We start from the raw sequence: 25067 nt of genomic DNA on the forward strand, positions 1-25067 counted from the left end.
GTGCGGCGTCGTCGTCGGCCGCCTCGGGGAGCGCGACCTCGGCGTAGTAGGTGTCGTCTTGGCGCCAGGCGGCCCGCAGGCCCTGGAACACCGGGCCGTACCCGAATCCGGATTCCGCGAGGCCCTCGTACAGGCCCTCCACGGGGACGGCCTCCGCTCCGGCCGGCGGCCACTCGGTGAGGCTCTGCGGGGCCTGGTCGGCCCCGGTGGCGAGCACACCGACGGCGTGCCGCGTCCACGGCGCATCCGGATCCACGCCCTCGGGACGGGAGTGGAGGGTGAGGCTGCGGCGCCGGCCCGACGCGTCGGCCGCTCCGACGGAGAGCCTCAGCTGTACGCCGCCGTGCTCGGGCAGCACGAGGGGGGCTTCCAGGGTGAGTTCGTCGACCAGGTCGCAGCCGACGTGCTCGCCGGCCCGGAGCGCGAGCTCGACGAAGGCCGTGCCGGGCAGGAGGGCGGAGTCCATGACCCGGTGGTCCCCGAGCCAGGGGTGGGTGGTCAGCGACAGCCGTCCGGTGAAGAGGTGGCCGTCGGAGTCGGGCAGTTGGACCTCGGCGCCGAGCAGCGGGTGGTCGGCGGTGCCGAGCCCGGCCGCCGCGACGTCGCCGTCCGCGCGGCCGGCGTCGAGCCAGTAGACGCTGCGCTGGAAGGCGTACGTCGGCAGGTCGACGCGCCGGACCCCGAGCGGGGCGTAGAACGCGGGCCAGTCGACGGCGGTGCCGCGCACGTACGCGGTGGAAAGCGCCGAGAGCAGGGTCTCGGGCTCGTCGCGTCCCGCGCGCAGGGCGGGGGCGAAGGCCGCGGAGCCGCTGTCGTCGGTCAGGCAGGTCTGTGCCATCGCGGAGAGCACGCCGTCGGGGCCGAGTTCGAGGTACGTCGTGACTCCGGCGGCCTCCAGGGCGCGGACGCCGTCCAGGAAGCGGACCGCCTCGCGGACGTGGCGGACCCAGAAGTCGGCCGAGCCCATCTCGTCGGTGATCAGCGCGCCGGTCAGGTTGGAGACGACCGGGATCCGGGGGCTCGCGTACGCCAGCCCCTCCGCCACCTGGCGGAAGGCGTCGAGCATGCCGTCCATGTGGGGCGAGTGGAAAGCGTGGCTGACGGTCAGCCGCTTGGCCTTCCGGTCGGCGAACGACTCGGCGACCGCGGCCGCCGCGTCTTCGTCACCGGCGATGACCACCGAGCGCGGGCCGTTGACGGCCGCGATGCTGACGCGGTCGGTCAGCATCGGCAGGACCTCGTCCTCCGACGCCTCCACCGCGATCATGACCCCACCCGCGGGCAGCGCCTGCATCAGGCGGCCGCGCGCCGCGACCAGCGTGCACGCGTCCTCCAGCGAGAACACACCCGCAACATGCGCGGCGGCGATCTCACCGATCGAGTGACCCGACAGGAAGTCCGGCTTCACACCCCACGACTCGACGAGGCGGAACAACGCCACCTCGACCGCGAACAACGCCGGCTGCGTGAACTCCGTACGGTCCAGAACAGCGGCATCGGAACCGAACAGGACGTCCTTCAGCGGCAGTTCGAGGCCAAGCCGCTCGGACACCGCGTCGAGCGCGGCCGCGAAGGCCGGGTAGGTCTCGTAGAGCTCGCGTCCCATGCCCAGCCGCTGGCTGCCCTGCCCCGTGAAGAGGAGGGCGAGCTTTCCGCCCGCCGTCGGCGCGCCCTGGACCAGGCCCGCCGCCGAGCGGCCCTCGGCGAGGGCGGCCAGGCCGGTGCGGAAGCCGTCGAGGTCGGCGGCGACCACGGTCGCGCGGTGGTCGAACACGGCCCGGCCGGTCGCCAGCGAGTGGCCGATGTCGGCCGGCGCCGTCTGCGGGTGTGCCTCCAGGTGGGACAGGAGCCGCTCGCCCTGGGCCCGCAGGGCCTCGGGGGTGCGGGCGGTCAGGTGCCACGGGAGCGCCGCCGGTGCGACCGGGACGGCGGGGGCGGCCGGGGTGGCGGGGCTCTCCGGGAGTTCGACGATGGCGTGCGCGTTCGTACCGCTCATGCCGAAGGAGGAGATGCCGGCGCGGCGCGGGCGGCCGGTCTCGGGCCAAGCCCGCTGTTCGGTGAGCAGCGAGACCGCGCCCGCCGACCAGTCCACGTGCGGGGACGGCTCGTCCACGTGCAGGGTCTGCGGCAGGACGCCGTGGCGCATCGCCTGGACCATCTTGATGATGCCGGCGACGCCCGCCGCGGCCTGGGTGTGGCCGAAGTTGGACTTGACGGAGCCCAGCCACAGCGGCCGGTCCGCGGGGCGGTCCTGGCCGTAGGTGGCGAGCAGGGCCTGCGCCTCGATGGGGTCGCCGAGCCGGGTGCCGGTGCCGTGGGCCTCGACGGCGTCGACGTCGGCGGAGGCGAGGCCCGCGTTGGCGAGGGCCTGGCGGATGACGCGCTGCTGGGACGGACCGTTCGGGGCGGTCAGACCGTTGGAGGCGCCGTCCTGGTTGACGGCGGTGCCGCGTACGACCGCGAGGACCTGGTGGCCGTTGCGGCGGGCGTCGGAGAGCCGCTCGACGAGCAGCATGCCGACGCCCTCGCCCCACGCGGTGCCGTCGGCGGCGGCCGCGAACGGCTTGCAGCGGCCGTCGGCGGCGAGGCCGCGCTGGCGGCTGAACTCCGTGAAGACGTCGGGGGTGGTGATGATGGTGACGCCGCCCGCCAGGGCGAGGGAGCACTCGCCGGCCCGCAGGGCCTGCGCCGCGAGGTGCAGGGCGACCAGCGAGGAGGAGCACGCGGTGTCGACGGTGACGGCCGGGCCCTCGAAGCCGAAGGTGTAGGAGACGCGGCCGGAGGCGATGCTGCTGGAGCCGCCGGTGCCGAGGTAGCCCTCGACGCCTTCGGGGACGGTGTTCAGGCGGGACACGTAGTCGTTGTGCATCTGGCCGACGAACACGCCGACCTGTCCGCCGCGCAGGCCCGTCGGGTCGATCCCGGCGCGCTCGAAGGCCTCCCAGGAGGTCTCCAGCAGCAGCCGCTGCTGCGGGTCCATGGCGAGGGCCTCGCGCGGGTTGATCCCGAAGAACGCCGGGTCGAAGTGGGGGGCGTCGTAGAAGAAGCCGCCTTCGCTGGCGTACGAGGTGCCGGGGTTGTCCGGGTCGGGGTCGTAGAGCGCCTCGGTGTCCCAGCCTCGGTCCGCGGGGAGGTGGGCGATGCCGTCGCGGCCCTCGGCGAGCAGCTCCCACAGGTCCTCGGGGCTGCGGACGCCGCCGGGGAAGCGGCAGCTCATGGCGACGATGGCGATGGGGTCGTCGGCCTCGGCGGCGGCCGACCGGACCGTGAGGGCGGCGGCAGCGGCCTCGGAGCCGAGGAGTTCGTCCTTGAGGTAGCCGGCGAGCACCGTGGGGGTGGGGTAGTCGAAGACGAGGGTGGCGGGCAGCCGGACCCCGGCGGCGGCGCCGAGGCGGTTGCGGAACTCGACGGCGGTCAGCGAGTCGAAGCCGAGGTCCTTGAAGGCGCGGCCGGGTTCGACGGCGTCGGGGGTGGCGTGGCCGAGGACGGCGGCCACCTGGTCGCGTACGAGGTCGAGCAGGAGCGCGTCGCGCTCGTTCTCGGGAAGGCGTACGAGCTGCTCCACCAGCGGGGTTCCGGTCCCGGCCGCGGTGGCCTGGGCGGCCCGGCGGGCGGGGGCGCGCACGAGGCCGCGCAGCAGCGCGGGCACCATGCTCGCGTCGGCCTGGCGCAGCGGCGCGAGGTCGAGCTGCATGGGGACGAGGTGGGCGTCGCCGGTGTGGTGGGCGGTGTCGAGGAGGGCGAGACCCTCTTCGGAGGAGAGGCCGAGGACGCCGGAGCGCGTCATGCGGTCCTTGTCGGCGGTGTCGAGCTCGCCGGTCATGCCGCTGGCCTCGGCCCACAGGCCCCAGCCGAGGGAGGTGCCGGGCAGGCCGTGGGCCTGGCGGTGGCGGGCGAGGGCGTCGAGGAAGACGTTCGCGGCCGCGTAGTTGGCCTGGCCGGCGCCGCCGAAGGTGCCGGCGGCGGAGGAGAAGAGGACGAAGTCGGCCAGGTCGTGGTGGCGGGTCAGCTCGTGCAGGTGGAGCGCGGCGTCGGCCTTGGGCCGCAGGACGTGGTCGATCCGTTCCGGGGTGAGGGCCTCGGCGATGCCGTCGTCGAGGACGCCGGCGGTGTGGACGACGGCGGTCAGCGGGTGTTCGGCCGGTACGGAGGCCAGCAGCGCGGCGAGGGCCTCGCGGTCGGCGGCGTCGCAGGCGGCGACGGTGACGTCGGCGCCGAGGGCGCGCAGCTCCGCGGCGAGTTCGGCGGCGCCGGCGGCGGCCTCGCCGCGGCGGCTGGTCAGGACGAGGCGGCGGGCGCCCCTGACGGTGACGGCGTGCCGGGCGACGAGTGCGCCGAGGGTGCCGGTGCCGCCGGTGATGAGGACGGTGCCGTCAGGGTTCCAGTCGGCGGGCACGGTGAGCACGATCTTGCCGACGTGGCGTGCCTGGCTGAGGTAGCGGAAGGCCTCGGGGGCCTGGCGCAGGTCCCATGCGGAGACGGGCAGGGGGCGCAGGGAGCCGGCCCGGAAGAGGGCGAGGAGCTCGGTGAGCATCTCCTGGATGCGGTCGAGGCCGGCCTCGGTGAGGTCGAACGCCTGGTAGCTGACGCCGGGGTGGGCGGCGGCGACGTCCCGGGGGTCGCGGACGTCGGTCTTGCCCATCTCGACGAAGCGTCCGCCGCGCGGCAGGAGCCGCAGGGAGGCGTCGACGAATTCGCGGGCGAGGGAGTCGAGGACGACGTCGACGCCGCGTCCGGCGGTGGCGGTGCGGAAGGTCTCCTCGAAGTCGAGGGTGCGGGAGGAGGCGATCCGGTCGTCGGTCAGGCCGAGTCCGCGCAGGGTGTCCCACTTGGCGGGGCTGGCGGTGGCGTAGACGTCGGCGCCCCAGTGGCGGGCCAGCTGGACGGCGGCCATGCCGACGCCGCCGGCGGCGGCGTGGACGAGGAGGGTTTCGCCCTCGCGCAGGCCGCCGAGGTCGTTGAGTGCGTAGTACGCCGTCATGAAGACGATCGGCACGGCGGCGGCCTCGGCGAAGGTCCAGCCCTCGGGCATCGGGGCGATCATGCGGCGGTCGACGACGGCCAGCGGGCCGAAGGCGCCGGGCAGCATGCCCATGACGCGGTCGCCGGGGGCGAGGTCGGTGACGCCGGGGCCGGTCTCGACGACGGTGCCGGCGCCTTCGCTGCCCATCAGGCCGGGGTCGCCGGGGTACATGCCGAGGGCGTTGAGCACGTCGCGGAAGTTGAGGCCGGCGGCGCGGACGGCGACGCGGACCTGGCCGGGCTCCAGGGGCGCCTCGGACTCGGGGCTGGGGACCAGGGTGAGGTGGTCGAGGGTGCCCTTGTCCTGGATGTCCATGCGCCAGGCGGACTCGCCCGGGGGCGGGGTCAGCGGCGTGGTCGCGGGGACGCGGGCGAGGCGGGGCGCGTGGACGGTGCCGCGGCGGATCGCGAGCTGCGGTTCGCCGGTGGCGAGGGCGGCGGCCAGTGCCTCGGCCAGTGTTTCGGCCAGTGTTTCGGCGGGGGTGGCGGCGTCGAGGTCGGCCAGGACGAAGCGGTCGGGGTTCTCCGACTGCGCGGAGCGGACCAGGCCCCAGACGGGGGCGTGGACCGGGTCGGCGAGGTCCCAGTCGCCCGGGGTGGCGACGGCGCCGCGGGTGACGAACACCAGGCGGGACGCGGCGAACCGGTCGTCGCCGAGCCAGCCCTGGACCAGGGCGAGTGCCCGGTGCGTGGCGGCACGGACGGCGTCCGGGGTGAGCGCCCCCGCCGGGGCGGACGGGCAGGGGGCGAGGACGTAGGCGGGAGCCGGGGCGCCGGCGTCGAGGGCCGCGCCGAGGGCGACGAGGTCGGCGTGGACCGGCCCGGGCAGCGCGGCACTTCCGGAGCCGGTGCCGGAGCCGGAGTCGGCGGCACCGGCAGCGGCAGCGGCAGCGGCAGCGGCAGCGACGGTGCCGGAGCCGGAACCGGAGTCGGAACCGGAGTCGGCGGCAGCGGCAGCGGCAGAGCCGGAGTCGGCGCCCGAGCCGGAGTCAGTGCCTGAGGCCGAGCCAGCGGCGGAGCCCGGGGCGGAGTCAGTGCCTGAGGCCGAGCCGGCGGCGGAGCCCGGGGCGATGACGGCCCAGGGGGCCGCGGGGGCGCCGGCGGGGGCGGGCGGGAGCGGGACGGTGGCCCACTCGATCCGGAACAGCGACTCGTGGTAGGCGGCGCGGGAGGCGCCGGCCAGCCGGTCGGCGGAGACGGGCCGGACGATCAGGTGGTCGACGGTGGCGACGGGCGCGCCGGTCGTGTCGGCCAGCTGGAGGGAGAGGGAGTCGGCGCCGTCCGCGGTGAGGCGGACGCGCAGCGCGGACGCCCCGACGGCGTGCAGGGACACCCCGCGCCAGGAGAACGGCAGTCCGGCCTGCCGGTCGCCGTCGGAGGAGACGAACGTGGCGTGCAGGGCGGCGTCGAGGAGCGCCGGGTGCAGGCCGAAGCGGGTGGCCTCGGTGTGCCGGTCGTCGGGCAGGGCCACCTCGGCGTAGACGTCGTCGCCGAGGGTCCAGGCGGCGCGCAGGCCCTGGAAGACGGGCCCGTAGGCGAAGCCGCCCTGGCCGAGGTGCTCGTACAGGCCGTCGACGGTGACGGCCTCGGCGCCGGGCGGGGGCCAGGCGGTGAGGTCGAAGGCGGGGCGCGGCGCGCCGGTGGCGAGGACGCCCGCGGCGTGCCGGGTCCAGGGCTCGTCGTCGGCGGCGTCGGGGTCGCCGGAGTACAGGTCGAGGGTCCGTCGGCCGTCCTGGTCGGGTGCGCTGACCACGATCTGGAGGCGTACCGCGGCGTGCGGGGCGAGGACCAGCGGGGCTTCGAGGGTGAGTTCCTCGAGGACGTCGCAGCCGGCCTGGTCGCCTGCGCGGACGGCGAGTTCGACGAAGGCGGTGCCGGGCAGCAGGACCGTACCCATGACGGCGTGGTCGGCGAGCCAGGGGTGGGTGTCGAGGGAGAGGCGGCCGGTGAACAGGAAGCCCTCGCCGTCGGCGAGCGGGACGGCGGCGCCGAGCAGCGGGTGGTGGGCGGCGCCCAGGCCCGCCGATTCGACGTCCCCGATGAATCCGGCGGGGGCTTCGAGCCAGAACCGGCGGCGCTGGAAGGCGTACGTGGGCAGGTCGACGCGGCGGGCGCCGGTCGCGGCGAAGTACGCGGGCCAGTCGAGGGGGACGGCGCGGGTGTGGACGGCGGCCATCGCGGCGGTGAGCGCCTCGGCCTCGCCGCGGTCGCGGCGCAGGGCGGGGACGAACACGGCGTCGGTGGCGTCGTCGGTGTCGGTGAGGCAGTCGCGTCCGAGGCCGGACAGGACGCCCTGCGGGCCGAGTTCGAGGTACGTGGTGACGTGCTCGGCGTCCAGGGTGCGGATGCCGTCGAGGAAGCGGACGGCCTCGCGGACGTGGGAGACCCAGTGCTCGGGGGTGCGCAGTTCGTCGCCCGCCACGGCTCCGGTGAGGTGGGTGACGACGGGGATGACGGGCGCGTGGTAGGTGAGGGAGGCGGCGACGTCGCGGAAGGCGTCGAGCATGCCGTCCATCAGCGGGGAGTGGAAGGCGTGGCTGACGGTGAGCCGCTTGGTCCGGCGGCCGCGCCGCTCGAACTCGGCGGCGATCTCCAGCGCGAGGGTCTCCTCGCCTGAGACGACGACGGCGGAGGCGGAGTTGACGGCGGCGATGCCGATCCGGTCCTCGTGGCCGGCGAGCAGCGGCCGGACCTCGTCCTCGGTGGCGGTCAGCGCGATCATGGCGCCGCCCTGGGGCAGTGCTTCCATGAGGCGGCCGCGGGCGGCGACGAGGGCGGCCGCGTCGGGCAGCGAGAGGACGCCCGCGACGTGCGCGGCGGTGATCTCGCCTATGGAGTGGCCGGCGACGAAGTCGGGGTGCACGCCCCAGGACGCGACGAGGCGGTAGAGCGCGGTCTCCAGCGCGAACAGGGCGGGCTGGGTGTGGCCGGTCCGGTTCAGGAGGTCGCCGTCCTCGGCGAACAGGATGTCCTTGAGGGGCTGTTCGAGGTGCGGGTCCAGGGCGGCGCACACCTCGTCGAGGGCGGCGGCGAAGGCGGGGTGGGCGGCGTACAGTTCGCGGCCCATGCCGGGGCGCTGGCTGCCCTGTCCGGTGAAGAGGACGGCGAGCCGGCCGTCGGCGGCGTCGTGCCGCACGAGCCGGGCGCTGTCGCGGCCCTCGGCGAGGGCGGCGAGTCCGGTGAGGAGTCCGTCACGGTCGCCGGCGACGACGACGGCCCTGCGGTCCAGGGCGGTACGGGTGGTGGCCAGGGAGAACGCCACGTCGGCCGGGTCCGCCTCGGGGTGCAGCGCGAGGTGGTCGGCGAGCCGGGCGGCCTGGGCGCGCAGCGCGTCGGGGGTCCGGCCGGAGAGGAGGAACGGCAGCGGGGCGGCGGACTCGGCGGCCGCGCCGGCCGGGTCGCCGTCGCGGTCCGTGTCCTGCTGGGCGGGCGGCTGTTCGATGATGACGTGCGCGTTGGTGCCGCTGACGCCGAAGGAGGAGATGCCCGCGCGGCGGGGGCGGCCCGTCTCGGGCCAGGCGGCGGCTTCCGTCAGCAGTTCGACGGCGCCGGCGCTCCAGTCGATGTGCGGGGACGGCTCGCCGATGTGCAGCGACGCGGGCAGGACGCCGTGGCGCATCGCCTGCACCATCTTGATGATGCCCGCGGCGCCGGCGGCGGCCTGGGTGTGGCCGATGTTGGACTTGATGGAGCCCAGCCGCAGCGGCCGGTCCTCGGGCCGGTTCTGGCCGTAGGTGGCGAGCAGGGCCTGGGCCTCGATGGGGTCGCCGAGGGTGGTGCCGGTGCCGTGGGCCTCGACGGCGTCGACGTCGGCGGTGGTCAGTCCGGCGTGCGCGAGGGCCTCGCGGATGACGCGCTGCTGGGAGGGCCCGTTGGGGGCGGTGAGGCCGTTGGAGGCGCCGTCCTGGTTCACGGCGGTGCCACGGACGACGGCCAGGACCGGGTGGCCGTTGCGGCGGGCGTCGGAGAGCCGCTCGACGAGGATCATGCCGGCGCCCTCGGCCCAGCCGGTGCCGTCGGCGTCGGCGGAGAAGGACTTGCAGCGGCCGTCGGTGGACAGGCCGCGCTGGCGGCTGAAGTCGATGAAGGTGTCCGGGGTGGACATGACGGTGACGCCGCCGGCGAGCGCCATGTCGCATTCTCCGCTGCGCAGGGCCTGCGCGGCCAAGTGCAGGGCGACGAGGGAGGAGGAGCAGGCCGTGTCGATGGTGACGGCGGGGCCTTCGAGGCCGAAGGTGTAGGAGATGCGGCCGGAGGCGACGCTTCCGGCGGTGCCGGTGCCGAGGTAGCCCTCCAGGCCCTCGGGGACGGCCGGGAGCCGGGTCAGGTAGTCGTGGTACATGACGCCGGCGAAGACGCCGGTGCGGCTGCCGCGGACGGAGGCGGGGTCGATCCCGGCGCGTTCGAAGGCCTCCCAGGAGGTCTCCAGCAGGAGCCGCTGGTGCGGGTCCATGGCGAGGGCCTCGCGCGGGTTGATGCCGAAGACGTCCGGGTCGAAGTCGGCGGCGTCGTGCAGGAAGCCGCCCTCGCGGGTGTACGAGGTGCCGGCCCGGCCGGGGTCGGAGTCGTAGAGCGCGTCGAGGTTCCAGCCGCGGTCGGTGGGGAACGGGGAGATCGCGTCGGCGGAGCCGGCGACGAGCTGCCACAGCTCCTCGGGGGTGTTGACACCGCCGGGGTAGCGGCAGCTCATGGCGACGATGGCGATGGGCTCGTCGGCGACGGCCCGGGTGGTGGCGGTGGTGGCGGCCGGGGCCTGGGCCGCCTGGTCACCGAGGAGTTCGGTGCGCAGGAACGCGGCGAGCGCGTTCGGGGTGGGGTAGTCGAAGACGAGAGTGGCGGGCAGCCGGACGCCGGTGGCCGAGCCGAGGCGGTTGCGCAGCTCGACGGCCGTGAGCGAGTCGAAGCCGAGTTCCTTGAAGGCCCGGCCGGGGTCGACTGCGTCGGGGCCGGGGAAGCCGAGGACGGCGGCGACCTGGACGCGGACGGTGGCCAGCAGCAGCCGGTCGCGCTCGGCGGCGGTCAGCGGCAGCAGCCGCTCGGTGAGGCCGTCGGCGGGCGCGGCGCCCTGGGCGGCGGCGGCCCGGCGCGCGGCGGGCCGGACCAGGCCGCGCAGCAGCGGGGGCACCATGCTCGCGTCGGCCTGGCGCAGGGCGGCCAGGTCGAGGTGCATCGGGACGGCGGTGGCCTCGCCGGTGGCGCGGGCGGTGTCCATGAGGGCGAGGCCCTCGGCGGAGGACAGCGCGGCGACTCCGGCGCGGGAGATCCGCTCCAGGTCGGTGTCGGCGAGGTCGCCGGTCATGCCGCTGCGTTCGGCCCACAGGCCCCAGGCGAGCGCGGTGGCGGGCAGGCCTTCGGCGCGGCGGCGGTGGGCGAGGGCGTCGAGGAAGGTGTTGGCGGCGGCGTAGTTGGCCTGTCCGGCGGCGCCGAGGGTGCCGGCGGCGGCGGAGAACAGGACGAACGCGGCGAGGTCGGCGTCGCGGGTCAGTTCGTGCAGGTGGACGGCCGCGTCGACCTTGGCGGGCAGGACGTGGTCGAGCCGCTCGGGGGTGAGCGCCTCGAGGATGCCGTCGTCGAGGACGCCGGCGGTGTGGACGACGGCGGTCAGCGGGTGTTCGGCCGGTACGGAGGCCAGCAGCGCGGCGAGGGCCTCGCGGTCGGCGACGTCGCAGGCGGCGAGGGTGGCCTCGGCGCCCAGGGCGCGGAGTTCTTCGAGGAGTTCGCCGGCTCCGGCGGCGGCCTCGCCGCGGCGGCTGGTCAGCAGCAGGCGGCGGACGCCGTGTTCGGTGACCAGGTGGCGGGCGACGAGCCCGCCGAGGGTGCCGGTGGCGCCGGTGACCAGGGCGGTGCCGTCCGCGTCGAGCGGGCGGGCCTCCTGCCCCTCGGGGGCGGGCAGGGCGGGGACGCGGCCGAGCCGGGGGACGACGGCGCGGCCCTCGCGCAGGGCGAGCTGCGGCTCGGCGGTGGCGAGCGCTGCGGGCAGGGCGCGCAGGGACTCCTCGCGGTCGTCCAGGTCGAGCAGGACGAACCGGTCGGGGTGCTCGGACTGGGCCGAGCGCAGCAGGCCCCACAGCGGGGCGTGCGCCAGGTCGGCCACGTCGCAGGCGCCGGCGGTGGCGACGGCGCCGTGGGTGACGAACACCAGCCGGGAGCCGTCGAAGCGGGCGTCGGCGAGCCAGGCCCGGGCGAGGTCCAGGGCGTGGTGCAGCGCGTCGCGGACGGCGGCGGACAGCGCGGCGTCGACGGTGGTCCGCGCGGGCGCGTCCACGGCGGGGACGGGGACGACGACGGCCTGCGGTACGGGGCCGCCGGCCTCGATGGCCGCGGCGAGGGCGGCGAGGTCGCCGTGCGCGGCGGCGGTGGGCAGCACGGCGGTGAAGCGGGGGCCGGCCCCGGCCGCGCCGAGCAGGGCCCACTGGCCGGGGGCGACGGTGGTGGCGGCCGGCAGGGCCAGCGGGCTCCACTCGACGCGGAACAGCGAGTCGTGGAAGGCGGTGCGGGCCGCCCGTACCTGGTCGGGGGTGACGGGGCGCAGCAGCAGCGCGTCGACGGAGGCGACGGGCGCGCCGGACTCGTCGGCGAGGTCCACGGAGACGGTGTCCTGGCCGGCGGGCGCGAGGCGGACGCGCAGGGCGCGGGCGCCGACGGCGCGGAGGCTGACGCCGCTCCAGGAGAACGGCAGCCTGCCGTGCTCGGTGTCCTCCAGCAGGGAGCCCATGCCGACGGCGTGCAGGGCGGCGTCCAGCAGGGCGGGGTGCAGGCCGAAAAGGGCGGCCTCGGCGTGCGCCTGCTCGGGCAGGCGGACCTCGGCGAAGACCTCGTCGGCGCGCTGCCAGGCGGCGGTCAGGCCCTGGAAGACGGGTCCGTAGGCGAAGCCGGAGGCGGTGAGGTGCTCGTAGAGGCCCTCGACGGGGACGGCGGTGGCGTCCTGCGGCGGCCAGGTCGTGAGGTCGGCGCCGGCGCGCGGCGCGGGGCGGGCGCCGGCGGGGGTGAGGAAGCCGGTGGCGTGCCGGGTCCAGGCGCCTTCGCCCCAGGTGTCGTCGGCGGCGTCCTCGGGCCGGGAGTGCAGGGTCAGCGAGCGCCGTCCGTCGGTGTCGGGGGCGCCGACGGCGAGCTGGATCTGGACGCCGCCGTGCGGGGGCAGGGCGAGGGGGGCCTGGAGGGTGAGCTCGTCGAGGAGTTCGCAGCCGGTGTGCTCGCCGGCCTGGAGGGCGAGTTCCACGAAGGCGGTGCCGGGCAGCAGCACGGTGTCCATGACCGTGTGGTCGGCGAGCCAGGGGTGGGTGGCCAGGGAGAGCCGGCCGGTGAAGAGGTAGCCGTCGCCGTCGGCCAGGGCGATGGCGGCGCCGAGGAGCGGGTGGTCGGCGGAGCCGATGCCGGCGGCGGTGACGTCGCCGGTCCAGGCGGTGGGCTGTTCGGGCCAGTAGTGGCCCCGCTGGAAGGCGTACGTGGGCAGGTCGACGCGGGTGGCACCGCGCCCGGCGAAGACGGCGGACCAGTCGGCCCGGACGCCGTGCGCGTGGGCCTGGGCGACGGCGGCGGCGAACGCGGCCGGTTCGGGGCGGTCGGCGCGCAGGGCGGGGACGAAGACGGCGTCGTCCCGGTCGTTCTCGCCGGTGAGGCAGTCCTGTGCGAGGGCGGTGAGGACTCCGCCGGGGCCGACCTCGACGAAGGTGGTGACGCCGAGCGCGGCCAGGCCGCGTACCCCGTCGTGGAAGCGGACGGCCTCGCGGACGTGGCGGACCCAGTAGTCGGCGGTGCAGATCTCCTCGGCGGTGACGGAGGCGCCGGTGAGGTTCGAGACGATCGGGATGACGGGCGGCGCGTAGGAGACGGCTTCGGCGGCTTCCCGGAACGCGTCGAGCATGCCGTCCATGAGCGGCGAGTGGAAGGCGTGGCTGACGGTGAGCCGCTTGGTGCGCCGGCCGCGGGCGCGCAGGGCCTCGGCGATCTCCTCGGCGGCGTCCTCGTGGCCGGAGACGACCACGGAGCGGGGGCCGTTGACGGCGGCGATGGACACCCGGTCGGTGAGGAGCGGGGTGACCTCGTCCTCGGTGGCCTCGACGGCGATCATCGAGCCGCCGGCGGGCAGGGCCTGCATGAGGCGGCCGCGGGCGGCCACGAGGGCGGCCGCGTCGGGGAGGGTGAGGACGCCGGAGACGTGGGCGGCGGCGAGTTCGCCGATGGAGTGCCCGATGAGGAAGTCGGCGGTGACGCCCCACTGTTCGAGCTGGCGGTAGAGGGCGACCTCGACGGCGAACAGGGCGGCCTGGGTGTAGGCGGTCGCGTCGAGCAGCGCCGCCTCGGGGGTGTCTTCGGCGGCGAACAGCACCTCGTACAGGGGGCGTTCGAGGTGCCGGTCGAGTTCGTCGCGGACCGCGTCGAGGGCGCGGGCGAAGCCGGGGTGGGTGGCGTACAGCTCGCGGCCCATGCCGGCGCGCTGGCTGCCCTGGCCGGTGAAGAGGAAGGCGGTGTTGCCGTCGCCGGCGGCGCCGAGGACGGCGGTCGCGGGCTGCTCGCCGGCGGCGAGCGCGTCGAGGTCGGCCAGCAGCTGCTCGCGGTCGGCGGCGAAGAGGACGGCCCGGCGGTCGAGGGCGGAGCGGCTGGTGGCGAGGGAGAAGCCGAGGTCGGTCAGGGCGGCGGGGTCCGCCGCGAGTGCGGGGTGGGCCCGCAGGTGGGCGGCGAGGCGGGCGGCCTGGGCGCGCAGGGCGTCGTCGCCCTGGCCGGAGACCAGCAGCGGCACGGGCCCGGTGGCACCTTCCGCGTCCACCGCGGCGTCAGCGCTGTCGGTGGCGCCCGTGCCGTCGGTCTTCGCGTCCGCGCCGGGTGCGTCGGCGGGCGGGGCCTGCTCGATGACGGTGTGGGCGTTGGTGCCGCTGACGCCGAAGGAGGAGATGCCGGCGCGGCGCGGCTGGCCGGTCTCGGGCCACGGCACGGCCCGGGTGAGCAGTTCGACGTCGCCGGTACTCCAGTCGACGGCGCTGGACGGCTGGTCGATGTGGAGCGACTCGGGCAGGACGCCGTGCCGTATCGCCTCGACCATCTTGATGATGCCCGCGACACCGGCAGCGGCCTGGGTGTGCCCGATGTTGGACTTGATGGAGCCCAGCCACAGCGGTCGGCCCTCGGGCCGGTTCTGGCCGTAGGTGGCCAGGATGGCCTGGGCCTCGATGGGGTCGCCGAGGGTGGTGCCGGTGCCGTGCGCCTCGATGACGTCGACCTGCGCCGGGGTGAGCCCGGCGTTGGTGAGCGCCTGGCGGATGACGCGCTGCTGCGACGGCCCGTTGGGGGCCGTCAGGCCGTTGCTCGCGCCGTCCTGGTTGATCGCGGAGCCGCGGACCACGGCGAGTACGGGGTGGCCGAGGCGGCGGGCGTCGGAGAGCTTCTCGACGAGGAGCATTCCGACGCCCTCGCCCCAGCCGGTGCCGTCGGCGCCGTCGGCGAACGGCTTGCACCGGCCGTCGGGGGCGAGCCCGCGCTGCCGGCTGAACTGCACGAAGGCGCGCGGGCTGGACATGACCGTGACACCGCCCGCGAGCGCCAGCGAGCACTCGCCGCCCCGCAGCGCCTGCACCGCGAGGTGGAGGGCGACGAGCGAGGACGAGCAGGCGGTGTCGATGGTGACGGCGGGGCCTTCGAGGCCGAAGGTGTAGGAGAGGCGGCCGGAGACGACGCTGGCCGCGTTCCCGGTGAGGAGGTACTGCTCGACGCCCTGGGGGACGCCGTCGCGGAGCAGGTCGGGGTAGTCCTGGCCGTTGGTGCCGATGAACACGCCGGCCTTGCTGCCGCGCAGCGTCGCCGGGTCGATGCCGGCGCGCTCGAAGGTCTCCCAGGACGTTTCGAGCAGCAGTCGCTGCTGCGGGTCCATGCCGAGGGTCTCGCGCGGGCTGATCCCGAAGAACGCGGCGTCGAACTCGCCGACCCCGTCGAGGAATCCACCCTCGCGGGTGTACGAGGTGCCCCGCTGGTCGGGGTCCGCGTCGTACAGGGACTCGATGTCCCAGCCGCGGTCGGTGGGGAAGTCGGTGATGGCGTCCCGGCCTCCCGCGACGAGGCCCCACAGGTCCTCCGGCGACTGGATGCCGCCGGGGAACCTGCAGGCCATGCCGACGATGGCGATCGGCTCCGGCTCCTGGGCCTCGACCTCGCGCAGGCGCTGCCGTGTCTGGTGCAGATCGGCCGTCACCCGCTTCAAGTAGCCGATGATCTTGTCCTGATCCGCTACCTGATCCGCCATTGGAACCTCACCCATGTTCGTCACAAACCCTTGCGCTGCTACTGCCTGCTGTCCGCTGTGCTGCTAGATACCGAGCTCGTTCTCGATGAAGTCGAAGAGCTCGTCGGTCGTGGCTTCCTGGAGCTTCTCGGCCACGGCCCCGCCGCTCGAAGGGGCTTGCGGTTCACCCCATTTCGCGAGGAGGGCCTGCAGGCGCGAGGCGATGTCGGCCCGCGTCTCCCCGTCCGGATCGAGGACGGACAGCGCCGATTCGAGCTTTTCGAGTTCCGCGATGCCGGGGGCGGCCGCGGTGCTGCCGTCCTGGACGATCTCGGCGCGCAGGAACTCGGCCAGGACCGCGGGGGTCGGGTGGTCGAAGACCAGCGTCGCCGGGAGCTTCAGCCCGGTGGCCGCGTTCAGGCGGTTGCGGAGCTCCAGCGCGATCAGGGAGTCGAAGCCGAGCTCCTTGAACGCGCGGCCCGCGCCGACCTCGTCGGTGGTGGGGTGCCCGAGCGCGGTCGCCGCGTGGGAGCGGACCAGTTCCAGTACGGCCAGGGCCTGTTCGGCCTGCGCCATCACCGACAGCCGTCGGCGCAGCGCCTCGGCCGGGGAACCCTCCCCGGCCGGGCCGCCCGCTTCACCGGCGGCCGACGCGGCCTGCGCGAGCCGCCGCACCTCGGGCAGGTCCGCGAGGAACGGGCTGGGCCGCACCGCGGTGTAGCCCGGCGTGAACCGCTCCCACTGGATGTCGGCGACGGCGACGGCCGGCTCGGCGTGGTCGAGGGCCTGCTGGAGCGCCCGGATCGCGGCGCGCGGCGCCATGGCGGGCACGCCGCCGCGGTCGAGCCGCTCTCCGATGGCGCCGCCCGCGGCCAGTCCGCTGTCACCCCACCGGCCCCAGGCCACCGAGGTGGCGGGCAGGCCGTCGGCGTGCCGCTGCTCGGCGAGGGCGTCCAGGTAGGAGTTGGCGGCCGCGTAGTTGCCCTGTCCGGCGTCGCCGAGGGTGCCGGCGACTCCGGAGAAGAGCACGAACGCGGACAGACCGAGGTCGCGGGTCAGCTCGTGGAGGGTGAGCGCCGCGTCCGCCTTGGGGGCGAGCACGGTCGCGAACCGCTCGGGGGTCAGCCCGTCGATGACGCCGTCGTCGAGGACGCCGGCGGTGTGTACGACGGCGGTCAGCGGCCGGTCGGCGGGGACGGAGGCCAGGAGGGCGGCGAGGGCGTCGCGGTCGCTGACGTCACAGGCGGCGAGCGTGACCTCGGCGCCCAGCGCGGCCAGTTCCTCGCGCAGCCCGTCCGCGCCGGGCGCCTCGGCCCCGCGACGGCTGGTCAGGATCAGGTGCTCGGCGCCGTTCTCCGCCAGCCAGCGGGCCACGTGCGCACCCAGGGCGCCCGTACCACCGGTGACCAGCGTCGTCCCGGCCGGACGCCACTCGGGCGCGGTCGGCGCGTCGGCGAGCGGGGCGTGGACCAGACGCCGGCCGAACAGCCCGGAGGCGCGGAGCGCCACCTGGTCCTCGGAGCCGTCACCGGCCAGGACTCCCACGAGCCGTTCGAGCGTGCGGTCGTCGGCCTGCGCGGGCAGGTCGAGCAGACCGCCCCAGCGGTCGGGGAACTCCAGCGCGGCGGTGCGGCCGAAGCCCCACAGCAGGGCCTGCGCCGGATCCTGGAGCCGCTCGGAGCGGGAGACTGACACGGCGCCGCGGGTGACGCACCACAGGGGCGCGGCGACGTCGGCGTCCCCGAGGGCCTGGACGAGCACGGCGGTGCCGAGGAGCCCGGCGTGGGCGCGCAGCGCGGCCCCGTCGTCGCCGAGGGCGAGGAGGGAGAGCACCCCGGCGGGGGCGGGGGCCCCCTCCGTGGCGGCCTTCAGGACGGCGGTCAGCGCGTCCCGGCCGGCCGCGTCGGCGGCCACGGTGACGGTACGGACCTCCGCGCCCCGGTCGGTGAGCGTACGGAGAACAGCGGCGGCCGCGTCACCGGCCGCTCCGGAGACCGCCTCGGGCACGACGACCAGCCAGGTGCCGGAGAGCCGGGCGCTGGTGGCTTCGGTCAGGGCCTTCCAAGTGACCCGGTAGCGCCAGCCGTCGACGGTGGACTGCTCACGGCTCTGCCGCCGCCACGAGGACAGCGCGGGGAGCAGGGCGGTCAGGGGCTGGTCGCCCTCGATCCGCAGTTCGGCGGTGAGCGCGGCGAGGTCCTCGCGCTCGACGGCGTCCCAGAACCGGGCGTCGATCACGCTCTCGCCCGTCAGCTCACCCGCTTCGACCGCCGCGGCCTCCGGCCAGAACCGCTGCGACTGGAAAGCGTAGGTCGGCAGGTCCACGCGCCGGGCGCCGGTGCCGGCGAAGACCGCGTCCCAGTCGACCGTCACGCCGCGGACGTAGGCCTCGCCCAAGGAGAGCCAGAAACGCTCCAGACCACCCTCGTTGCGGCGCAGGGAACCCAGGATCGCGGCCTCGCGGCCCGCGTCCTCGACGGTCTCCTGCATCCCGACCGTCAGCACCGGGTGCGGACTCGACTCGATGAACACACCGAAGCCCTGCTCCAGGAGCGTGCGGGTCGCCTGCTCCAGCTCGACTGTCTGACGCAGGTTGCGGAACCAGTAACCGGCATCCAGCTCCGGCCCCTGCACCCACTCACCGGTGACCGTGGACAGGAACGGAACCTCCGCCGCCTGCGGAACGATCGGGGCGAGGAGTTCGGCCAGCTCGTCCCGCAGCAGTTCGACCTGCGCGGAGTGCGAGGCGTAGTCCACCGCGATCCGCTTGGCACGAACCCCGTCCGCCTCACACGAGGCGAGGAGCTCCTCCAGGGCCTGGACCTCGCCGGAGACGACCACGGAAGACGGGCCGTTGACCGCGGCGACGGAAATCCGCTCCTCACCCCACGGCGCGATCCGCTCACGTACCTCGGCAGCGGGCAGCGGCACGGACACCATGCCGCCCAAGCCGGCCAGCACCCGCCCGATCGCCTGACTCCGCAAAGCCACGACACGAGCCGCGTCCTCCAGGGACAAGATCCCGGCGACGCAGGCGGCCGCGATCTCACCCTGCGAATGCCCGATCACCGCACCCGGACGCACACCCGCCGAACGCCACACCTCAGCCAACGACACCATCACCGCGAACAGAGCCGGCTGCACGACATCCACCCGGTCGAGCGAGGGCACGCCATCGGCACCCCGGAGCACATCCACCAACGACCAGTCGGTGAAGGGCTCCAGCGCCTTCGCACACTCATCCACCCGGGCAGCAAACACGGGTGAAGCGTCCAACAGCGCCTCCGCCATGCCCACCCATTGCGACCCCTGTCCGGGGAACACGAACGCGCTCTTGCCCCCGATGACCGACCCCTGGACGAGCAGGGGTGCGGTGCCTCCGGCGGCCAGGGCGGCCAGGCCCACGAGCTGTTCCTCGGGGTCCCGGCCGATCAGTACCGCGCGCCGGTCGTGTGCCGTGCGGGTCGTGGCCAGGGAGTGGCCGACGTCGACGCGTCGCAGGTCAGGACGGGTGGCGAGGTGGTTCAGCAGTCGCTCCGCCTGGCCGCGCAGCGCCTTCTCGGTCTTGGCCGTCAGCGGCCAGGGCAGCGGGGTCCGTCGGTCGGAACCGGTGTCGTCCGGGGTGGTCGCGGTCAGTAGGGGGGGGGGTCGACGACGCAGGGGTCGCCTGTTCGTCGGACCCCTGTTCCGCCGGGGCCTGCTCGATGATGGCATGGGCGTTGGTCCCGCTGAACCCGAACGACGACACTCCCGCTCGCCAGGGGCGGCCCCCGGTCTCGGGCCAGGCCCGCTGTTCGGTCAGCAGGGCCACCTCGCCCGCGCTCCAGTCCACGTGCGGGGTGGGCTGGGCGATGTGGATGCTCTGCGGCAGCATGCCGTGCTGCATGGCCAGCACCATCTTCATCACACCGGCCACGCCGGCGGCGGCCTGCGCGTGACCGATGTTGGACTTGATCGAGCCGAGCAGCAGCGGCTGATCGGCCGGCCGGTCCTGCCCGTACGTGGCCAGCAGGGCCTGCGCCTCGATCGGGTCGCCCAGGGTCGTACCCGTGCCGTGCGCCTCCACGACGTCCACCTCGGCCGTCGTCAGGCGGGCGTTGGCCAGGGCCTGGCGGATGACGCGCTGCTGGGAGGGGCCGTTCGGAGCCGTCAGGCCGTTGCTCGCGCCGTCCTGGTTGATGGCCGTACCCCGGACCACGGCCAGCACGGGGTGCCCGTGGCGCCGCGCGTCCGACAGCCGCTCCACGAGCAGCATGCCGACGCCCTCGGCCGGGCTGAAGCCGTCCGCGTCGGCGGAGAACGCCTTGCAGCGGCCGTCGGTGGACAGGCCTCGCTGGCGGCTGAACTCGATGAAGGTGCCAGGCGTGGACATGACCGTCACACCGCCGGCCAGGGCCATGGAGCACTCGCCGCTCCGCAGCGCCTGCACCGCGAGGTGCAGGGCCACGAGCGATGCCGAGCAGGCCGTGTCGACGGTGACCGCCGGGCCCTCCAGGCCGAAGGTGTACGAGAGCCGGCCGGAGACGACGCTGCCCGCGCTGCCGGTGGCCAGGTGTCCTTCGAGGCCGTCGGCCGCACCCCGTACGAGGTGGGAGTAGTCGGAGCCGTTGGTCCCGACGAACACGCCGGACTGGCTGCCGCGGAGGGTGTCCGGGTCGATGCCGGCCCGCTCGAAGACCTCCCACGAGGTCTCCAGCAGCAGCCGCTGCTGCGGGTCCATGGCCAGGGCCTCGCGCGGGGAGATCCCGAAGAACGCCGGGTCGAAGGCGGCCGCGTCGGAGAGGAAGCCGCCCTCGCGGGTGTAGGAGGTGCCCTGCGCGTTGGGGTCGGGGTCGTACAGCGCCTCGACGTCCCAGCCCCGGTCGGCCGGGAACTGCGAGAGGGCGTCGCCGCCGGAGGCGAGCAGCTGCCACAGTTCCTCGGGGCTGCGGACGCCGCCGGGGAAGCGGCAGCTCATCGCGACGACGGCGATCGGCTCGGCGTCGGACGCGGAGGCGGAGGCAGTCGGTACGAGCGTGGCGCCGACCGCGCCCTGCCCGGCGAGCTCTGCCCGCAGGTGGCGGGCGAGGACGGTGGGCGTCGGGTAGTCGAAGACGAGGGTGGGCGGCAGCTTGAGGCCGGCGGCGGCGTTCAGGCGGTTGCGCAGCTCAACGGAGGTGAGGGAGTCGAAGCCCAGCTCCTTGAACGCCCGGCCGGCCTCGACGGCGTCGGGCCCGGCGTAGCCGAGGACGGCGGCGACGGCGGTACGGACCAGCTCCAGCAGCAGCCGTTCCTGCTCGGCCTCGGGCTGCCCGGCGAGCTGCCGGGTGAGGACGGCGGCGCTGCCGGTGTCCTCGGCCGCGTCGGTACGGGCGTGCTCCATGGCCTGCCGCGCCTCGGGCAGGTCGTGCAGCAGCGGCCGGGCGCGGCCGGAGGTGAAGGCCAGGACGAAGCGCTTCCACTCCATGTCGGCAACGGTCAGCGTGGTCTCGTCACGGTCCAGCGCGTGCTGGAGTGCGCTGACGGCCCGCTCGGGAGCCATCTCGATGACGCCGTGGCGGCGCATCCGGTCGCCGACGGCGCCTTCGGCCATGCCTCCGTCGCCCCAGGGGCCCCAGGCGAGGGAGGTGGCGGGCAGCCCGGCGGCGCGCCGGTACTCGGCGAAGGCGTCGAGGAACGCGTTGCCCGGCGCGTAGTTGCCCTGGCCGGGGGCGCCGAAGGTGGCGGCGAAGGAGGAGAAGAGGACGAACGCGGACAGGTCGAGGTCGCGGGTCAGCTCGTGCAGGTGCAGCGTGGCGTCCACCTTGACCCGCAGGACGCGCTCGACCTGCTCGGGCGTGAGCGCCTCGATCACTCCGTCGTCGAGGACGGCGGCGGTGTGTACGACGGCGGTCAGCGGCCGGTCGGCGGGGACGGAGGCCAGGAGGGCGGCGAGGGCGTCGCGGTCGCTGACGTCGCAGGCGGCGAGCGTGACCTCGGCGCCCAGGGCCGTCAGTTCCTCGCGCAGCCCGTCCGCGCCGGGCGCCTCGGCCCCGCGGCGGCTGGTCAGGATCAGGTGCTCGGCGCCGTTCTCCGCCAGCCAGCGGGCCACGTGCGCACCCAGGGCGCCCGTACCACCGGTGACCAGCGTCGTCCCGGCCGGACGCCACTCGCGCACCGGCGGGGTTTCGGCCAGCCGGGCCCGCACGAGACGTCGCACGAAGAGCCCCGAGGACCGCACGGCCACCTGGTCCTCGGCGGCGTCCCCGGCAAGCACGCCGACGAGTCGTCCGAGCGTCCGGGCGTCGGTCTGCGCGGGCAGGTCGATCAGACCGCCCCAACGCTCGCCGTGTTCCAGGGCCGTGACGCGGCCGAGTCCCCAGATCGGGGCCTGCGCGGGATCGGCCTGCTGCTCGGAACGGCCCACGGACACCGCGCCACGGGTGACGCACCAGAGCGGAGCGGCAACGTCGGCGTCACCGAGGGCCTGGACGAGCGCGAGGGTGGCGATCACCCCGGCGGGCGCGGCGGAGCCGATCGGCTCCGCTTCGGCCCCGGCGGGGGTCAGGAGGGACAGCACGCCCGCCACGGCGGGGCCGTCGGCGAGTGCCTCACGGATCCGCTCGACCAGCTCGGCACGGGCGTCGTGGGTACGGGGGACCGCGATCTGCCGTACATCGGCCCCGTGTTCGGCGAGCGCGCGCACGACGGCGTCGGCTCCCTCACCGGCCTCCGGGACCGCGACGAGCCAAGTGCCGGTGAGACGGGTGGCGGCGGGCTCGGGAGCCGGCTTCCAGGTGATCCGGTAGCGCCAGCCGTCGACCGTGGAGCGCTCCTGCCGACGGCGCCGCCAGGAGGACAGCGCGGGCAGGAGAGCGGTGAGCGTCTCGTCCCCGTCGATGGCCAGCTCGGCGGTGAGGGCGGCCACGTCCTGGCGCTCGACGGCCTCCCAGAAGTGGGCGTCGGCGGTGTCGGCCGGGGACACGGCGGGGCCGGCGTCCGGGGCGGTACCGCTTTCGAGCCAGAAGTGCTCCTGCTGGAAGGCGTAGGTGGGCAGGTCGACGCGCTGGGCGCCGGTGCCGGCGAAGACCGCGTCCCAGTCGACCGTCACGCCGCGGACGTAGGCCTCACCCAAGGAGAGCCAGAAACGCTCCAGACCGCCCTCGTTGCGGCGCAGGGAGCCCAGGATCGCAGCCTCGCGGCCCGCGTCCTCGACGGTCTCCTGCATGCCGACGGTCAGCACCGGGTGCGGACTCGACTCGATGAACACACCGAAGCCCTGCTCCAGGAGCGTGCGGGTCGCCTGCTCCAGCTCGACTGTCTGACGCAGGTTGCGGAACCAGTAACCGGCATCCAGCTCGGTGCCGCTGACCCATTCGCCGGTGACCGTGGACAGGAACGGAACCTCCGCCGCCTGCGGAACGATCGGGGCGAGAAGGGTGTCGAGCTCCTCACGGAGCAGCTCCACCTGCGCCGAATGCGAGGCGTAGTCCACCGCGATCCGCTTGGCACGAACCCCGTCCGCCTCACACGAGGCGAGGAGCTCCTCCAGGGCCTGGACCTCGCCGGAGACGACCACGGAAGACGGGCCGTTGACGGCAGCGACGGAAATCCGCTCCTCACCCCACGGCGCGATCCGCTCACGTACCTCGGCAGCGGGCAGCGGCACGGACACCATGCCGCCCAAGCCGGCCAGCACCCGCCCGATCGCCTGACTCCGCAAAGCCACGACACGAGCCGCGTCCTCCAGGGACAAGATCCCGGCGACGCAGGCGGCCGCGATCTCACCCTGCGAATGCCCGATCACCGCACCCGGACGCACACCCGCCGAACGCCACACCTCAGCCAACGACACCATCACCGCGAACAGAGCCGGCTGCACGACATCCACCCGGTCGAGCGAGGGCACGCCATCGGCACCCCGGAGCACATCCACCAACGACCAGTCGGTGAAGGGCTCCAGCGCCTTCGCACACTCATCCACCCGCGCGGCGAACTCGGGCGAGGCGTCGAGCAGCCCCGCCGCCATGCCCACCCACTGCGAGCCCTGACCCGGGAACACGAAGGCGGTCTTGCCACCGACCACGGACCCGGTCACCACACCAGCGGCCAGCGAACCCGACGCAACCGCAGCCACACCGGCAGCGTGATCGCCGAGAACGACGGCCCGGTGATCCAGCCCCGCACGCGTCGCCGCCAACGACCAGCCCACATCCAGCGGATCCACACCCGGCACACCCGCCAGCCAGCCGGACAGCCGCTCCGCCTGCGCCCGCAACGCCCCCGCGCTCTTGCCCGACAGCACCCACGGCACCACCGGCATCCCAGAACGAACATCCGGCTCAACGGACTCAGCCGTATCCGCGTCCGCCTCCGGCGCCTGCTCCACGATCACATGCGCGTTCGTCCCGCTGAACCCGAACGACGACACACCCGCACGACGCGGGGCACCGGTCCGCGGCCAGGGGACGCTCTCGCCGATCAAGGAGACGGCGCCCGCCTCCCAGTCCACGTGCGGGGTCGGCTCGTCGAGGTGGAGGGTCTTGGGGACGACGCCGTGCCGCATCGCCTCGACCATCTTGATGATGCTCGCGACACCGGCCGCGGCCTGGGTGTGACCGATGTTGGATTTGATGGAGCCGAGCAGCAGCGGCCGGTCCGCCGGCCGGTCCTGCCCGTACGTCGCGAGCACGGCCTGCGCCTCAATCGGGTCGCCCAGGGTCGTACCCGTGCCGTGCGCCTCCACGACGTCCACCTCGGCGGTGGTGAGGCGGGCGTTGGTGAGCGCCTGGTGGATGACGCGCTGCTGCGAGGGCCCGTTGGGGGCCGTCAGGCCGTTGCTCGCGCCGTCCTGGTTGATCGCGGAGCCGCGGATCACGGCCAGCACCGGGTGTCCGTTGCGCTGCGCGTCCGACAGCCGCTCCACGAGCAGCATGCCGACGCCCTCGCCCCAGCCGGTGCCGTCGGCGGCGGCCGCGAAGGGCTTGCAGCGGCCGTCGGCGGCCAGGCCGCGCTGGCGGCTGAACTCGGTGAAGGTGGCCGGGGTCGCCATCACGGTGACCCCGCCGGCGAGGGCCATGGTGCACTCCCCCGCCCGCAGGGCCTGCACCGCGAGGTGCAGGGTGACCAGGGAGGACGAGCAGGCCGTGTCGACGGTGACGGCGGGGCCTTCGAGGCCGAAGGTGTACGCGACGCGGCCGGAGGCGATGCTGCCGGAGCTGCCGGTGCCGAGGAAGCCCTCGACGCCTTCGGGGACGGAGTCGAGGCGGGCGGTGTAGTCGTGGTACATGACGCCGGCGAAGACGGCCGTCCGGCTGCCGCGCAGGGACGTCGGGTCGATGCCGGCCCGCTCGAACGCCTCCCAGGAGGTCTCCAGCAGGAGCCGCTGGTGCGGGTCCATGGCCAGGGCCTCGCGCGGGGAGATGCCGAAGGGGGCGGGGTCGAAGCGGGCGGCGTCGTAGAGGAAGCCGCCCTCGCTGACGTAGCTGGATCCGGCGCTGTCGGGGTCGGCGTCGTAGAGCGACTCCACGTCCCAGCCCCGGTCGACGGGGAACCCGGAGACGGCGTCGTCACCGTCGGCGACGAGCCGCCACAGGTCCTCGGGGCTGCGGACGCCGCCCGGGTAGCGGCAGCTCATCGCGACGATCGCGACGGGTTCCTGGTTCTGCTCCTCCACCTCGCGCAACCGCCTGCGGGCCTGGCGCAGATCGGCGGTCGCCCGCTTGAGGTAGTCGCGAAGCTTGTCCTCGTTCACCATGTGCGTGGGCTCCATGCCAGAGAGGCGGTCGTACGGGTCTGTCCGTGGGGTGTTCGGGGTGTTCGGGGTGTTCGGGGTGTTCGGGGTGTTCGGGGTGTTCGGGGTGTTCGGGGTGCC

3 protein-coding genes are annotated in these 25067 nt (G+C 75.0%); all 3 read right to left on the reverse strand.

All coding sequences use genetic code 11. The features are described 5' to 3' along the window. The coding region (locus tag OG982_RS30770) for a type I polyketide synthase (RefSeq protein ID WP_266950253.1) at positions 1 to 15256 on the reverse strand (15256 nt) is incomplete at its 3' end. 63 nt (positions 15257 to 15319) lie between these two features. Further along, positions 15320 to 18526, reverse strand: coding sequence for an SDR family NAD(P)-dependent oxidoreductase (locus tag OG982_RS30775; protein ID WP_266950248.1), 3207 nt, complete (start codon positions 18524 to 18526; stop codon positions 15320 to 15322). A 211-nt stretch (positions 18527 to 18737) separates the two neighbouring features. Next, entirely contained in the window at positions 18738 to 24950 is a 6213-nt protein-coding gene (locus tag OG982_RS30780) for a type I polyketide synthase (RefSeq protein WP_266950245.1), read from the reverse strand. Positions 24951 to 25067 lie beyond the last annotated feature (117 nt).

Source organism: Streptomyces sp. NBC_01551 (assembly GCF_026339935.1).
Classification (GTDB): Bacteria; Actinomycetota; Actinomycetes; order Streptomycetales; family Streptomycetaceae; genus Streptomyces.

Coding starts and splice junctions, on each gene's coding strand:
- OG982_RS30775 (WP_266950248.1), bottom strand. CDS start 18,526: ATGGCGGAGGCGCTGTTGGACGCTTCACCCGTGTTTGCTGCCCGGGTG.
- OG982_RS30780 (WP_266950245.1), bottom strand. CDS start 24,950: ATGGTGAACGAGGACAAGCTTCGCGACTACCTCAAGCGGGCGACCGCC.